A 16,495-nucleotide genomic window follows, 5' to 3' on the forward strand; every position below is an offset into this window, starting at 1 on the left:
TACTCACGTGGCTGATATCGCGGTGCACTATCCGGCACACGCAGTATGCGGTTACATGTCCTTGGCCGACGGCGGCGATAGGGCTCATCCGATGGTCGTTGCCAATCAGATGCCTCATCGCTCGCTGCAGCACATCCATGATACGTATGTACGCATAACGGGACGCTGGGTCGGAAGGAACAGCGCAATCTCGGAGCGCTTAGGGAAGCGTTCCGAGATTACGATATCGTAGATGATTCGGCGTTGGAGAAGTCCGGCGTAGAGGACGGGAAGCTCGCGATAGCGGACGAGCGTTTCTCCGTACTGCTGCTCTGCGGAACAACCGAGATGGACGAAGCCGCGCGATTGCGGGTGGAAGCATGGTTAAAGGAAGGAGGGAAGGTGATTGTCGTCGATGTCCTTGACCAGCAGCCTCCGCTTGAAGGAGCGACCTATGCGGCTTCCGCCGAAGAGGCGGTAGCAATGATAACGGCGAGTACACCTGCAAGGGTTGATGGACCGGGGATGAGCTTGCAACGCCGTACGGATGACGCGGATCTGTTTCTGTTATTGCCGGAAGAAGGCGCTCTGCTCAGAATGCACAAGCCGGCGAATGAAAACACGACTGTGCGGCGACTCGGTACTTATCGCTTACGAACGGCCGGAACGCCGCAGATTTGGGATCCTGTTAGCGGAGAGGTACTGGATGCCGCCTATAAGCGAGACGGTGAATGGGTAGAGGTTGATGTGCCGTTCGACACATGGCCCGCGGCACTCGTTGTATGTCCTCAGCCATCGTCCGTAACGGCGGCAGCCCCGGAGCAAGCTTTGGCACTCGGTTTCTATCACGGTCCAAGACCGGCACGCATTCGGAGCGAACAAGCCTTCGACGAGGAAATCGAAATTTCAGGCAACGCGTGGCGGATTCAAGCGGTGTCTACACTGGATAACCGATATGGGGATTTCGATCTTCATGGCGAGCGCTCCGAGTACGTACCGATTGAAACGAGACTTGTTAAAGTTCAAAGCGAGTCCGACGATCTGACTGGCATGCAAGCGGGCTGGCACTTGAGTTCGTATGACGATTCCGATTGGAAGCAGCGACTCTGGAGCGAAGCGGATTACTGGACGGCCTCCAAGGGGGAGCGGTACGATCCCGATCGCTGTTGGCCTGTCACTTACTCTCAAGTGATGGGAGATATGAAGTTCAGAACTTGGGCCGGGAGAATGGGCAGAGTCCCGCGAAGATTTCTCAACCTCGGGCACTTGGAGTCGGGGGAAACGGTGTGCGCGGCAACGCATGTCATCGCCCCGTCCGCCGGACGATACTGGATCCGAGCAGAAAGCAATGCAAAGATAGAAGGTTCATTGAATGGCAGAGCGATCGAGTGGTCCGGCGGACCTGAAGAACAGACTGCATGGCTGGATCTAGACAGCGGAGCAAATGCACTCTTGCTTCGCGCCAAGGCGATCGTTAACGGCGTCATCCGAGCAGCCGTTGAAGTCAATACGTTAGCACGGCCTGCGTTACCGAAATGGATCTTCGCGAAGTCTCCGAATAGGAGTTCCACTCTGAGGCTAACCATTCAATCCGGCGATGGGCCGGTGCAAAGAGTCCGTATGGTGTTCGCGGCAAGAGGCAGAGCCATACTGTTCGTGAACGGGGAGCGGGTCATCGAGCATGGCGACTTCAATCCCTATATTCGTCAAGGGCAGGAGGAACTGGATCTGACTTCGCTGTGGCGCAGGGGAGAGAATGAAATTACATTCGCGCTGCCCGAAGGCATTGGCGAGGTATTCGCGGACGGGATCATTGAACGAATGGACGGAGAATCGATTTCCTTCTGCACGGGAGAGCATTGGCAGGATGAACGGGGTAACGCGCCGTCTATTCTGCATGATGCGGTTCTGCAATTCGCGGAGACGGAATCGCTGTGGATCACTGGCCGGGCTCATCCGTTATCCGGCGTCGGTTGGCTGATGCCGGATTCCGCGCCGGAACCGAAGCCGCTTAGCTTTCGGCGGGATCCTGCCGAAGCGGGCAAAGCGATTTGGCTGCGATACTCCCTGCCGATCGGGGCTAACCGAATGAAGCTGCACTGCGCCGGCAAGAGCAGATTATGGATCGATGGACAGGAGATCGCCGTTCGCGATGGCGTAGCGGTATTCGCCCCGCAGCTTGCCCATGCCCAAGCCGCAGTAAGAATCGAACCGTTCGGCATAAGCTCGGATGCCGATGCGTTGACGGCACCGATTCGTTATGAGACGGTTCCGGCGCCGGGAAGCGTCGGAGATTGGCGATCGGCACTTAACATGCCGCATTACAGCGGCGCGGTAGAATACGAAACGACGATCGAATTGCGATGCGGAGGACAGGCTTATCTTGAATTGGGTCATGTGCGCGGAACGGCAGAATGCTGGCTAAACGGCCGACCGCTCGGAGTTAGGGCCTGGCGGCCTTATCGGTTCGTGCTCGGGGATGATCTTCCTGCGGGCATATATTCGCTTCGCATCCGCGTGACGAATACGCTTGGCACGCATTACGAGGTTGGGCGACCGACCAGCAACGTAGGAGGCAGCACGGATCCGAAAGTATCGTATTGGGAGCCGTCATCGTTGAGTCCGACCGTCCAGGATGATTTCGCTTCGGGCGGATTATACGGTCCGGTGCGTGTTTATGTGAAGGCATCGATCCGTTAGTTTCTTGGAAATGAACATGGGCATCTTAAAAATATACACTTTCGAGTTCACTGAAGTAACGGTACAATGCAAGTACCGTTACTTTTTTTTTATCCCTTAATGAAAGCGCTTAACAAAAGTTGTAAAGCCTATATCATGGAAAAGTTGTGATTGCGTTATGAAAACGTTCTTCCGTCATTTGTGGGATCGATTCAGCAGTGTGCGCATCGTTAGGAAAATGGCGTTAGGATACATTCTTCTCGTTGTTGTTCCGGTCATTACTTTCGGATATTATTTTTTCAATCAAATCTATGACGAAATGATGAATGAATACTCGCGAGGGAAGCAAGAGTTGATTAGACAGGCAGCAGGAAGCTTTGATGTCAGTATAGAGCAGGTCAAGTCGGTCCATTCTCTGTTCCAATATAATCAGCAAGTACTTGAATACTTGAACGGAAATTATTTGACGGAGGCCGACCAGGTTTATAACTACTTGAAAGACGTCCGTCCGGCATTTTCATTTGCTTATCTAGGCAACGAAGCGATCCGATCCATCCGCTTGTACAAATTCGACCAATCGGTATTGTCCGTGCAAGGAGAAGTGGACGATTTGAATGCGCTTCCTAACCCGGACATCCTTCAGCGGCTGAAGAAGCTCAAGGTAAGCCAGGGGGTGTGGCAAAAGCAAGATGCGACCGGAAGCTCGGGAGTTCCGTATTTCGCTTATTACCAAAGGCTCTACAACAACAGCTATTCGAAGCAATTGGCTGTTATGGAAGTGATTGTCGATGACACGATTTTATCCAATTTTATGAACACGGTGAAGGCTTCTAAGGGAACAGAAGTTATGATCGTAAGCGATCAGCAGGTCGTATATCGCGATAAAAGCGACAGCTTCAACGATAAACGGGAGCAAGCGGTTTTGGATGCGATTTCATACGAAGGCAAGAAAAGCTATTGGAAAGACGGGAATCTGCTCGTAAACGTATTTGTACGAAACGATCTGCACCTCGCCTTTTATTTCTTCAGTCCGTTGGACGAGATGTTTTTGGATTTTCGCAAAGAGACCTTAGTGACCGGAAGCGTCCTCTTAGTCCTGCTCATCGTGCTTTCCGTTCTTTATTATTTTATCGCATCCCTTCTGACAAAACGGATATTGAAGCTGGCGAAGCATATGCGACGGGTGGACGAGAACAATATGAGCCTATACGAGGGCGAGACAGCGAGCGACGAGATCGGATTTCTTACCTTTTCCTATAATTCGATGATTCATCGGATCGATGAGCTGTTGAATAAGGTTCAGAAAGCGGAATTGATGAAGAAAGAAGCCGATTATTTGGTTATGCAGGCGCAAATCAAGCCCCATTTTCTGTACAACACATTGGAATCGATTCGCATGCTGGCGGAAATAAACGACGATCAAGACGTAGTCGAAGCGACTTATACTTTTGGCAAATTGCTCCGATACACGTTATCTTCGGGAGATAATGAAACGCCGCTTGTGGACGAATTTGAAAATATTCGCAATTACTTGGAAATGTACAAGCTGCGGATGCTAGATCGATTAAGTTATGAAATCCATATGGATACAGATATCTCCGGCATATTCTGTCCGCGTTTTATCCTTCAGCCTCTGGTTGAAAATAGTATTCATCATGGAATTTCAAAGAGTCGAGGCCAGGGCGAGATTAAGGTGAAGATAACGGAAGCCGATCCGTTTATACACATCAGCATTTCCGACAACGGCGCGGGCATTACGGAGGAACGTCTATCCATCATACGGGGCGTGCTTGACAATCGATTGGATCGAAGCGAACTGCAAACCGAAGACTCCGGTATGGGGTTGTACAATGTGAGCGAGCGGATTAAAGTCTATTTTGGAGAAAGCTCCGGATTGGATATTTACAGCAAAGTTGGAGAAGGCACGCTTTATGTTGTAAAGCTTCTAAGAGAAAGGGGAACTCCGAATGCTAAATTTGATGATCGTGGATGATGAACCGTTCATGATTAAAGGGCTTATGAATATTATCGAGAAGGGAAATACGCCTTGTTCGGAAGTGATCAAGGCTTCCGATGGTTTCGATGCGCTGGAGAAGCTGGAAAACTTCAGGCCCGATTTGATGATTACGGATATACAGATGCCAGAGATGGATGGGCTGGAGCTCATCCGCCAAGCTCAGGAGAGAGGCCTTTGCAAACGTTTTATTATTTTGTCCGGCTATGATGACGCGAAGTACATGCGGCAAGCGATCAAGCGCCGGGTGATCGACTACTTGATGAAGCCGATCGACAAAACCGAACTATACGACATATTGGCGAATATCTCGCTTGAGTTGTTGAACTCGGCGTCGCCCAAGGATAATCCGAATTTACTAAGCCATGCGGTATCCGATCCGACGATTGACGAATTAGAGGAAAGCCGGCTCTCCAAGAACGTGAAAAAAATCATTCAATATATCGATCAGCACTATACGAAGGATCTTTCGCTGGATCAAATCGCCGACCACGTTTTCTTGCATCCCAATTACATCAGCGCATTATTCCGGAAGGAAACGGGGCTTACTTTCATTCATTATTTGCATCTGTACCGGATTAAGAAAGCCAAAGAAATGATGGTCATGGATAACGAGCTTTCGTTTCATCAAATTTCGGAGCGGGTCGGGTATGAAAGCGTGAGGCATTTCTTTAATGTGTTCAAAAAATACAGCGGAGCGACACCCGGAGAATATAGGGAACATTTCAAGCTTCAGATGCGGGGCTGATTACGGGAAGAATAATTAGTGTCAATAGAACATAGCGAAGGACGAATGCTTCAAAAAGAACATTCGAACCTGAGATATGTTCTATTTTGTATAGCCGATATTCATGTGAAAATAAGTGGATAAGGATGTGATGCCAATGTTTAATAAGCCTATCCCGAAAATGCTATATGGCGGGGATTACAATCCGGAGCAATGGCCCGAGGAAATATGGCAGGAGGACATGCGTCTGTTCAAGCTTGCCGGGGTTGATATCGCGACGATAAACGTGTTCTCGTGGGCGTTGAACCAGCCTGACGAGAATACGTATGAATTCGGCTGGCTTGATAAAGTGATGGACATGCTTCATGACAATGGCGTATACGCTTGCATGGGAACGGGGACTGCCGCTCATCCGGCTTGGATGGCGACCAAATATCCCGACGTGCTGACCGTCGATTTCGAAGGCCGCAAAAGAAAGTACGGCCGTCGACACAATTCATGCGCCAATAGTCCGACGTTCAAAACTTATTCCCAGCAAATCGCATTTCGGCTTGCTGAACGATATAAAAACCATCCGGCCTTGCTGCTATGGCACGTGAACAACGAATACGGCTGGCGCTGTTATTGCGAGAATTGCGAGAAAGAATTTCGGAAATGGCTGCAGCGCAAATACGGCAGTCTGGACGCTTTGAACGAGGCGTGGTACACGCGCTTCTGGGGACACACGTTTTATGATTGGAACGAGATTGTCCTGCCGAACGTGTTGAGCGAGCATCTGAGCTCGAGCAATCAGGATGCGACGGCCTTTCAAGGAATTTCCTTGGACTATGCCAGGTTTAATTCAGATAGCATTCTGGAGAGCTATAAGCTGGAACGGGATGCGATTAAGAGCATTATCCCGAATGCGGTTGTGACTACGAACTTCCAGGGTAACGGAACATATAAGCCGCTCGATTATTTCAAGTGGGCGAAGGAGCTCGATGTAATCGCGCTCGACAGCTACCCGCCGGACGATGCGCCGGCAAGTTATTCGTCGATGCGGCATGATCTGATGCGAGGGCTCAAGAACGGAGCGCCATTCATGCTGATGGAATCTTGTCCGAGCCAGCTCAACTGGAAGCCGCAAAATCCGCTCAAAAGGCCGGGCGTGTCCAGGCTATGGAGCTATCAAGCGATTTCTCGCGGCGCGGATAGCATCATGTATTTTCAAATGAGACGCTGTTCGGGAGCGTTCGAGAAATTCCATGGGGCGATGATTGATCACGCCGGCCACGAGAATACTCGCGTCTTCCGGGAATGCGCTTTAGTAGGACGGGAGCTTGGCCGGTTGGGCGATAGAATCGTTGGCGCGCGCACTCCGGCAAAGGCGGCGATCGTCTTCGATTGGGACAATTGGTGGGCGATCGAGTATTCGAGCGGGTTAACGGATCAGCTAAAGTATTTGCAGGAAGTTCAGAAATACTACGATGCTTTCCACGGTCGCAATATCGCGGTCGATTTCGTCAGTACGGAATCGGATCTCAGCGGTTATGACGTCTTGGTTGCTCCAGTGCTGTATATGGTGAAGGAAGGCTACGCGGAGAAGCTGGAACGGTTCGTCTCCGCAGGGGGGACGTTTTTGACGACCGCCTTTAGCGGTATCGTAGACGAGAGCGACAAAATCCCGCTGGGCGGTTACCCGGGCAAGCTGCGGAAGCTGTTAGGAATATGGGTTGAAGAGATTGACGCGCTTCTGCCTTTGCAGCGGAATCTGATGCGCGTAAGCAATCCGGTCGGAGAGCTTACAGGGTCGTATGAATGCAGCGTTTTGTGTGATGTGCTGCATGCCGAAGGAGCAGAGGTGCTAGCGGAGTTCGGTCGCGAATTTTATCAAGGAATGCCGGCGTTAACCCGCAATTCCTTCGGCAGCGGCGAAGCGTGGTATGTCGCCACTAGCCCGGAGCCGAGATTCTTGGACAAGCTTGTACTGCATCTGTGCGCGAATAAAGGGATTACCCCCTTGTTGGATACCCCATCGAATGTCGAAGCGACGTTCCGAGAAAAGGACGGGAACCGTTATTTGTTCGTGCTTAATCATAATGATGATGTGAAATGGGTGAACATTGGCCCGCTGCCGCATAGGGATCTGTTGAGCGGCGGCGATATAAGCGGCGAAGTTAAGCTTGAACCCAAAGGCGTGTTACTGTTGCAAATAGGAGTGTGAGCGTATCGATGAGCATAAGGAGCATAGGCAAGAACAACCCGATGCTGCTCTGGTATCGAAATCCAGCCGAGGAATGGGTGGAAGCATTGCCGCTCGGGAACGGCAGACTGGGTGGCATGGTCTATGGCGGCGTTAAACGAGAGCGCATTTCTTTAAACGAGGACACCCTGTGGACGGGCTCGCCAAGGGAAGCTGACAATATGGAAGCGGTTAAGCATTTGGACGAATCGCGTAAGTTGATTTTTGCCGGGCAATACCGGGAAGCTCAGACGGTTATCGAGAATCATATGCTCGGTCCTTGGTCTGAAGCTTATCAAGCGCTGGGTGACCTGGAGCTGGAGATGGAGCATGGCTCCAATGTACGGTCCTATCGCCGCGAGTTGGATCTTCGCAGCGGAATTAGCCGCACTGAATATACGCATGGAGATACGACTTACGTTCGCGAAGCCTTCGTATCCGCGGTTGATCGGGTAATGGTTATTCGGATTTCCGCGGATCATCCCAAGAAAATAAACGTGCAGGCTTCGTTGCGCAGTCCATTGAACTATTCGACCGGCAAATTGGGCGTGGATCGCATTTTCATGGCTGGCGCGGCGCCAAGCCGCATGGATCCAGTGGGCGACCCTGCCGAAGAAACGGTATTCTTCGAGGAGAACAAAGGGGTACGCTTTCAAGTTCAACTTCAGGCGATAGCGGAGGAAGGGCATGTCGAGACGCATGGCGCGCGTTTGCTCGTCAGGTCCGCGAAGGCGGTAACGCTTCTGCTGAGTGCATCTACCAGCTTTAACGGCTATGACAAGGATCCCGTAACCGAGGGGAAAAACCCGGCAGAGCTGTGCGAAGGCTCGTTAGCCGAGGCTTCTCGTTATAGCTATGCACAATTGAGAGAGCGGCACGTCGCGGATTTTCAACCCTACTTCGATCGAGTGGAGTTGGAGTTGGGCGGGGAGAGCCGAACCGAGCTGCCTACGGATGAACGTATTATTGCTGTGCGGGAAGGCGGGGAGGACGCGCAGCTCGCAGCGTTATTTTTCCAATACGGCCGTTACTTGATGATCAGCAGCTCGCGGCCCGGCACGCAGGCGACCAATCTTCAGGGCATCTGGAACAACATGACGAAACCGCCTTGGTCATGCAATTATACGACGAACATCAATACGGAAATGAACTACTGGCCAGCCGAAAGCTGTAACCTCGCAGAGTTCCATTATCCATTGTTCGATATGCTGAACGATCTTCGGACGACAGGCGGTAAAATGGCAGACGTCTATTACGGCGCTCGGGGCTGGACCGCGCATCATGGCGTTGATCTATGGCGGACTGCAACACCGCAGGGAGGACCGTCGAAAGGACCGGCGACTTGGGCTTACTGGCCGATGACCGGGCCTTGGATGTGCCAGCATCTATGGGAGCATTATGCCTACAATGGCGATGCTGATTTCTTGAGGGATGTCGCCTATCCGATCATGAAGGAAGCGGCTATGTTCTGCCTAGATTATCTGGTCGAGGACGAGAACGGGAATCTCGTATCGTCTCCTTCGACATCGCCGGAGAATACGTTCATCGCGCCGGATGGATCGCATGTCGCGGTCGGGATGAGCTCTACGATGGATATTGCGCTCATGCGCGAGCTATTTGCTAACTGCATGGAAAGCTATAGGATATTGAACGAAACCGATGGCTTCGGGGATACGCTGAGCCAAGCCTACGATCGCTTATTGCCATTCCGGATTGGCCGGCATGGGCAGCTTCAGGAATGGTTCCGGGACTTTGAAGAAGCGGAGCCGGGCCATCGACATACGGCTCATCTATACGGACTGCATCCGGGCAACCAAATTACGGTTCGCGGAACGCCTGAACTGGCGCAAGCCGTACGAACGACTTTAGATCGCCGTCGGGAGCATGAGGGCACGGATACGATCGGCTGGTGCTTTGCTTGGAATATTAACATTTACGCACGACTGGAAGATCCGGACAACGCCTACGGATATTTACGAAAACTGCTCGGCAATCCGTTTCCGAATCTCTTTAACGCGCATCGTCATCCGAAAATTACGTTTTATCCTTTTTCGATCGAAGCGAACTTTGCGGCTACAGCGGGCATTGCCGAGCTGCTTGTACAAAGCCATGCAGGTGAATTGCATTTGCTGCCTGCATTGCCTTCTGCTTGGAGCAACGGCAGCGTGAGAGGACTTCGCGCCCGCGGCGGATATGAAATCAGCATGGAATGGAAGCAAGGGAGATTGCATCATGCGATTATCCAAGCATCCTTGAACGGGAACTGTAGATTGCGATTGTCCGAGCTTGTCGGAATTGAAGGCGTCGACAGCGAGGTTGCGGCCGACGGCGTTATCGAGTTCAAGACGGAAGCGGGGAAATCGTATCGGGTTGTTCCGATCAAATAAGCAGAATATTCAATAGCAGAAGTCAGAAACGTCCCCTTCGCCAGGCTAGGCGAAGGGGATAAACTATAGGGACGGCTTGTCATTCAAGGTGGAATCGGAGGATGGATATGAGCACAATCGATACAGAAATACCGGATTGGATGAATTTGAACATTCTGGAGCGTAACACGGTAGCGCCGCGTGCGGATTTACTTCCTTACGGGGATTGGGACAGCGCTTTGGATAAGAATCGTGCGGCATCGCCCTTCTATCATCTATTAAATGGCAGTTGGAGATTTAACTACGCCGAAAGTCCGGATTTGGCTCCGGCGGATTTTCATGTAACCGATTACAGGGATGAAGGCTGGGATCAAATGCCGGTACCTGGAAATTGGCAGATGAATGGATATGGGCGCCCGCATTATAGCAGCTGTCCTTATCCGTTTCCGATCGATCCGCCGAATGTGCCGCTCATGAATCCGGTGGGCAGTTATCGCACGGTGTTCCGGCTCAGAGAGGGTTGGGGCGATAGACAGACTCGGCTCGTCTTCGACGGCGTGGATTCCTCCTTCCATGTATGGGTAAACGGCCAATTGGTCGGATATAGCCAAGGCAGCCACAATCGTTCGGAGTTTAATATTGCTTCGTACGTTCGGACCGGCGATAACGTATTGGCCGTACGCGTGTACCAATGGTGCGACGGAAGCTATCTGGAGTCGCAGGACAAGTGGCGTCTGAGCGGGATTTTCCGGGATGTATTCTTGTTGTCGCTTCCGGACGTGACCATTGAAGATGTTCGTGTGCGTACGCTAATGTCCGGCGATTACCGGAGCGCCGAGCTGGAATTGAAGCTGAAAATAACGCAAGCGCTGAACGGGAACCGGGAAATGCAATCCGAAGGCTATTCCTCGTGGAAACTGCGTGCGATATTGATGGACGAGAATCGAGAGACGATTTTCGATCATTATTATGATGGATCCCTTCAGCCGGAAGACGGTCATGAACGGATCATTACGCTCACGGAATCGATTGAAGCTCCTTGCATGTGGACAGCGGAAACCCCGTACTTGTACAGGCTGCTGTTAACGATATACGATGCTGACGACGTCATCGTGGAAGTCCAGGAGTCGTCCGTCGGATTCCGCGATATTGCGATTAGAGACGGACGGCTGTACATCAATGGGAAGCCGATTATTATTAAAGGCGTAAATCGTAACGAATTCCACCCGGTTACCGGTTATGTTACGACGATGGATGCTATGGTGGCGGATATTAAGTTGATGAAGCAGCACAATGTCAATACCGTTCGGCTATCCCACTATCCTAACGATACCCGATGGCTGGATCTCTGCGATCAATACGGCTTGTTCGCGATCGACGAGGCCGATTTGGAAACGCATGGCTTTCATTTTATAGAGGATGAGAGTTATTTAAGCAAGCATGCGGATTGGCAAGAAGCTTATGTTCAACGGGCGAGAAAAATGGTGGAGCGGGATAAGAATCACCCCTCCGTCATCCTATGGTCGCTAGGCAACGAATCAGGCTATGGTTCAAACCACGATGCAATGGCGGATTGGATCAGAGAGGCGGATCCTACGCGTCCTATCCATTATGAACGAGCCTACGAAGCTTCCGTTGTCGACGTTGTCAGCACCATGTATCCGTCAGTGGATATGCTGATCGCGGAAGGGGAAAAGGATGACCCGCGACCTTATCTGATGATCGAGTTCGGCCATGCCATGGGCAATTCCACGGGTAACCAAAAGGAATATTGGGATACGGTGTACGCCTATCCGCGTCTGCTAGGCGGACTGATATGGGAATGGTCCGATTTAGGCATCCTTCAGCGTACGGACGAAGGGAAAAGCTGGTACGCTTATGGCGGCGATTTCGGGGACGAGCCGCATAGCGGCCCCTTCTGCATGGATGGGCTTACGTTCCCGGATCGCGGTCTGAAGCCCTCGATACTCGAATACAAAAAAGCGATTGAGCCCGTGAAAATTGAAGCGAACGATCTGCTTGCCGGACGAGTGCGCATAACGAATCGCTATCATTTCGCAACGCTAGAGCATCTCAATGGCGAATGGAAGCTCATGCATGACGGCGTTGAACTTGACGGGGGAACGATTGCAGCTCTAGCAACGGAACCCGGCTCGGATGACGTCATCGAGCTTCCTCTTAACGGCGATTTGTTGAAATCTCCCGGAGAATATTGGATCCACATCCGATTTTTACTTAGGGATGATGCGTCGTGGGCAAAAGCGGGGCATGAAATTGCTTGGGCGGATTTGCGGTTGCCTGTGGAAATCGTTAACTCGGCATCTACGCCTATCACCGTGCAACATCCTTTGCGGGTAGAAGAAGATAACAAAGAAATCATCATCATCGGCGAAGAATTTCGCATTACGTTCGATAAACTCGCAGGATGGATCTCCGCTTGGGAACTTCAGGGGGAAAACGTGCTTATTTCCGGTCCGAAGCTGAACCTGTGGCGCGCTCCGGTCGACAACGATGTCCATCTGGCCAAAGAGTGGATGAAAGCCGGGTATAATCGGCTCATTGCGGACGTTCGGAAATTTTCGGCGTGCGAGCTAAGCGAGGACAGCTGCCGTCTTTCGGTGGAAATGGCCTTAGGAGCGAGGGGGGAAGGGCTAGCATTCCGGTCTATCATTCAATATGAGATTGACCGGAACGGACGGGTGAACATCGAAGCTGCCCTTGAACCCATGAAGGAATTGCCTTCATTGCCGCGATTCGGCTTGGAGCTGCGGCTGTCGGACAGCTATAAACAATTGACTTGGTTTGGCAAAGGCCCTCACGAATGCTACCCGGATCGCAAAGAAAGCGGAAAATTAGGAGTATACAGCGGAACTGTGGAAGAGCAATTTGTTCCGTATGAGAAGCCGCAGGAGAACGGCAATAAGTCAGAGGTTCGCTGGTCCACGATCATGAATGAGCAAGGGCTCGGTTTGCGATTCAAGGGTAAGCTTCCTTACGAGATGAGCGTTCATCATTATTCGATAGAGGACATGACCGCGACTCGCCATATTCATCAGCTGACACGCCTGAACGAGACGATCGTAAAGCTGGATGCCGGACAGAGCGGAATCGGCAACCATAGCTGCGGTTATGCGCCAACGATGGAGAAATATTTGCTCGGTTCCAAGGAACAGCGCTTTGAAATTTCGATCGCGGCAGTTTTCGGACCGCGAAGCAGCGGAGCTTGAACTAAATTAATTCCAGGGGAGGATATTGGAATGAATCTTATCATTACGGGCGCGAATCGAGGCCTGGGACTTATGCTTGTGCTGGAAGCGGCAAAACGGGGGCACACGGTATGGGCAGGAGTCCGGAAAGTATCGGAGTCGGGCAGCCTTAAAGATATGGCCCGGCAGTACCCGGGGAAGATCGAGATCGTTCCCCTTGACGTAACGAACGAGGAGGGGATCTCCAGCCTAGCGGAACGGCTGCACAAGGAGGGACGGAGCATCGATTCCATTATTAACAATGCAGCGGTCCTTATCGGCAGGGAGCACAGCTTGGAGGAGCTTCAGATCGCCGATCTCGAACGGACGATGGATGTCAACGTTTACGGTCCGATACGGATGGTGAAGCACTTTATGCGGCTGCTGCCGTCTCATGGCTCCAGTACGATCGTGAACGTGTCGTCCGCATCGGGCAGCTTCGAAAGAGCATACGGAGGAGATTATTCCTACGCGATCTCCAAGGCGGCTCTCAATTTATTTTCCCAGCAGCTTCATCATTTGCTAGAACCGAAAGGGTCTCGAGTATACGCCGTTCATCCCGGATGGCTGAGAACGGACATGGGCGGACCCCAAGCAACCAACGATCCGTCGATGCCCGCGCCCGGAATAATCGATCTTGCGGAAGGTAAGATCGAATGCGAGCGCGCTAATGTATTCGTAGACCACAACGGCAAGACTTTGCCGAGATGAGCTTAGTTCGACTCAGACAGAGGGGATCATGGTCTTTATGGGCATGATCCCCTCTGTGCGTTAGATCGACCCGTACGACAAATGAGGATTCGAGCATAATAGGTAACGAATAACCTTTTGGAGAGATAATTTCTTCGGAAGGTTATTTCTGATGCCCACGAAGGGACAAGCCCCAGCGCAGCTCGCCGAGCTTGTACTTCCAGTATAAGTTTGAAAAAGCAAAAAATAAACATGGATAAACGAACGTTTGTTCGTATATAATGAATAACACGAACACCGGGAGCGCTCGACGTTCGTGCCATACGGGATACGGGGGAATGGGAATGAAACCTCCAATGCTGAATCGCGAGGAGCTGCGAATGGTGAAGGAGTCGATTCTGATTCCGATCATGCTGGACTACCTTGAAAGTGATATCCACACGGCTCAATCGGCGGGATTCAAGCTGGACATGATTTTGATTCACGGCTTGAAGAAGGTGCAGGACGACATCATCAACGAGCATTACTCGATCAAGAAGCAGCTTCGGGAGCGAGGGATCAAGGTGCTTCCCGAGGAGCGGACGAAGCTCGGCGTCGAAGCGGATTACCTATGCCGGGGTTATCAGCATCATATGACTCTGTTATGGGGCACGGTGCGGACCGAAACGTTGAAAAAAGCGAGCGAGTACACGGGGGTTAAGCTGACGGATGGGTGAGGGTGACGGCGATGGGCCGCGACGAGGAAAGGATTATCATGCTTGCGGACTGCCAGAGCTTCTACGCTTCCGTGGAGAAAGCGAGCAACCCGCAATACGCGAACAAGCCGCTGGTCGTTGCGGGAGATCCGGAACGCAGAAGCGGCATTATACTGGCGGCTTGCCCGATCGCCAAACAATACGGAGTAACGACGGCCGAGACGGTGAGGGAGTCGCTGGCGAAATGTCCCGATCTCGTCATTATCAAGCCGCGGATGCAGCTGTATATCGACGTGTCCATGCAGATTACGAATATTTATCGTACCTATAGCGATCTCGTCGAGCCTTATTCGATCGACGAGCAATTTATCGATATTACGGGCAGCCGGAAGCTGTTCGGATCGCCGCGCGATATCGCGGAGGCGATTCAAATGCAAGTCCGGAACGATACGGGGGTGTATACGCGCTTAGGGATCAGCTATTCGAAAGTGACGGCCAAGATGGCGTGCGACCTATGGGCCAAGAAGAACGACGATGGCTTATTCACGCTGACGAAGACGATGTTGCCGGAGAAGCTATGGCCGCTGCCCATAGGCAAGCTGTTCATGGTCGGGAGCCGCATGACCGCCCACTTTACGGCGATGGGGTTGGCGACGATCGGAGAGCTTGCGCGGACGCCGCTGGCCGTCTTGAAGCAGATGATGCGGCGGAAGTTCGGCAAAAACTGCGACATCGACGCCGAATTATACTGGCGGCTCGCCAACGGGCTCGACGATAGTCCGGTCAGCCCTTACACCCATGAAGAGGCCCCTAAGAGCGTGGGCCATCAGATGACGTTGCCGCGGGATTACCGCAAGTTCGAGGAGTTGAAGGTCGTGCTGCTGGAGCTGACGGAGCTCGTCTGCCAACGCTGCCGCGGTCTTGGTTTCATGGGGGGCGTCGTATCCGTGGGGTGCCAAGGCGCGGATTTCGACCACCCTACCGGATTTTACCGGCAGATGAAGATGGTCGAGCCGACGAACGTGACCAATCTGGTGTACGCCGCCGCGGTTAAGCTGTTCCGGCAGCACTGGGAGGGAGTGCCGGTACGGAAGGTGGCGGTTAGCCTCTCGCAATTATCCAATGAAGAAGAGTACCAGCTCTCGTTGTTCGATCAACGGGATCGGTTTCGGGAGCTGGAGAAGACGACCGATGCCTTGAAGCTGAAATACGGCAATACCGCCATCATGAGAGCCGTATCCGTTACGGAAGCAGGGCAGGCCAAAGACAGGGCGGGCAAGATCGGAGGACATTACAAATGAGCAAAAAGCTGGAGAACAACGGATTGTGGGAGTCGAGCCGGATGATGCTTCCGGAGCATAAAGAGCGGATTATCGCCGAGAATCTAGAGATCAAGCACAGAAGGCCGACAAAGCCGGCGTTAGACGAGCAGCAATGGGAAGAGATCATGCGGGTGCTCATGGCATCGCTGGGCATGAGAGTCGCGGCGCAGTTCAAGCTGTATCACGAATACGAGGATTGCGCGGCGATCGGAATCGTCGACAAGGTCGATCCTTATACCCGGACGTTCATCATCGATGGGGAACGGTTTAGGATGGAGGATATTATCGGGGCGAGTTTGCAGTAGATAGAGGATGGGGCGGCGAGTACGACATCAAAGGGACATAACGAATGCGCGACCCCTCTCGTTCTCTACTGCTGATATCTGGGAGCATGGTCGTTGCCCATATTCTGTTTTGCATATTTCTTTTCGTATCTAAGAGAATCGAAAATGGGCTTGCCACAGGCATAACGGTCGGTTTGATGGTGCTGGCGGGTCTTCTATGGGCGTGGCTAGGCGTCTACTTATGGGGACGAATAAAACCGGTGCATTTCGATA

Annotated in this window: 11 protein-coding genes; all 11 read left to right on the top strand. The window is 52.1% G+C overall.

Annotated elements, in window-relative coordinates; all coding sequences use genetic code 11:
• Positions 1-7: 7 nt before the first annotated feature.
• The 11 genes from FPL14_RS30010 to FPL14_RS18055 all read left to right on the top strand — a co-directional run bounded on the left by FPL14_RS30010 (position 8) and on the right by FPL14_RS18055 (position 16,243).
• A complete protein-coding gene (locus FPL14_RS30010; RefSeq protein ID WP_229263564.1) occupies positions 8-232 on the top strand; it encodes a hypothetical protein in 225 nt (74 codons plus the stop codon).
• Positions 233-243: 11 nt separating this feature from the next.
• On the top strand, positions 244-2,679 hold the full coding sequence (locus FPL14_RS30015) for a hypothetical protein (RefSeq protein ID WP_229263565.1): 2,436 nt from the start codon (positions 244-246) through the stop codon (positions 2,677-2,679).
• A 157-nt stretch (positions 2,680-2,836) separates the two neighbouring features.
• Positions 2,837-4,651 (top strand): sensor histidine kinase, encoded by a 1,815-nt coding sequence (locus tag FPL14_RS18015; protein ID WP_182299084.1) that lies wholly within the window; start codon positions 2,837-2,839, stop codon positions 4,649-4,651.
• Positions 4,626-5,420, top strand: coding sequence for a response regulator transcription factor (locus tag FPL14_RS18020; protein ID WP_182299085.1), 795 nt, complete (start codon positions 4,626-4,628; stop codon positions 5,418-5,420). The genes FPL14_RS18015 and FPL14_RS18020 overlap by 26 nt, the downstream gene beginning before the upstream one ends.
• Before the next feature lie 136 nt (positions 5,421-5,556).
• Positions 5,557-7,602 (top strand): beta-galactosidase, encoded by a 2,046-nt coding sequence (locus FPL14_RS18025; protein ID WP_182299086.1) that lies wholly within the window; start codon positions 5,557-5,559, stop codon positions 7,600-7,602.
• A gap of 8 nt (positions 7,603-7,610) precedes the next feature.
• The gene (locus FPL14_RS18030) at positions 7,611-10,007 is read left to right on the top strand and encodes a glycoside hydrolase family 95 protein (RefSeq protein ID WP_182299087.1); all 2,397 of its coding nucleotides are present in this window, start codon (positions 7,611-7,613) and stop codon (positions 10,005-10,007) included.
• 107 nt (positions 10,008-10,114) lie between these two features.
• The gene (locus FPL14_RS18035; RefSeq protein WP_182299088.1) at positions 10,115-13,213 is read left to right on the top strand and encodes a glycoside hydrolase family 2 TIM barrel-domain containing protein; all 3,099 of its coding nucleotides are present in this window, start codon (positions 10,115-10,117) and stop codon (positions 13,211-13,213) included.
• Positions 13,214-13,243: 30 nt separating this feature from the next.
• Complete coding sequence (locus FPL14_RS18040) at positions 13,244-13,942, top strand: SDR family oxidoreductase (RefSeq protein ID WP_182299089.1); 699 nt, start codon at positions 13,244-13,246, stop codon at positions 13,940-13,942.
• A gap of 323 nt (positions 13,943-14,265) precedes the next feature.
• Positions 14,266-14,637 carry a YhjD family protein gene (locus tag FPL14_RS18045; protein ID WP_182299090.1) on the top strand — a complete coding sequence of 124 codons (372 nt, stop codon included), beginning with the start codon at positions 14,266-14,268 and terminating at the stop codon, positions 14,635-14,637.
• Positions 14,638-14,648: 11 nt separating this feature from the next.
• Positions 14,649-15,917 (top strand): DNA polymerase IV, encoded by a 1,269-nt coding sequence (locus tag FPL14_RS18050; protein ID WP_182304044.1) that lies wholly within the window; start codon positions 14,649-14,651, stop codon positions 15,915-15,917.
• Complete coding sequence (locus FPL14_RS18055) at positions 15,914-16,243, top strand: YolD-like family protein (protein ID WP_182299091.1); 330 nt, start codon at positions 15,914-15,916, stop codon at positions 16,241-16,243. The genes FPL14_RS18050 and FPL14_RS18055 overlap by 4 nt, the downstream gene beginning before the upstream one ends.
• Positions 16,244-16,495 lie beyond the last annotated feature (252 nt).

The organism is Cohnella cholangitidis (genome assembly GCF_014107495.1).
In the GTDB taxonomy this organism is placed as follows: Bacteria; Bacillota; Bacilli; order Paenibacillales; family Paenibacillaceae; genus Cohnella; species Cohnella cholangitidis.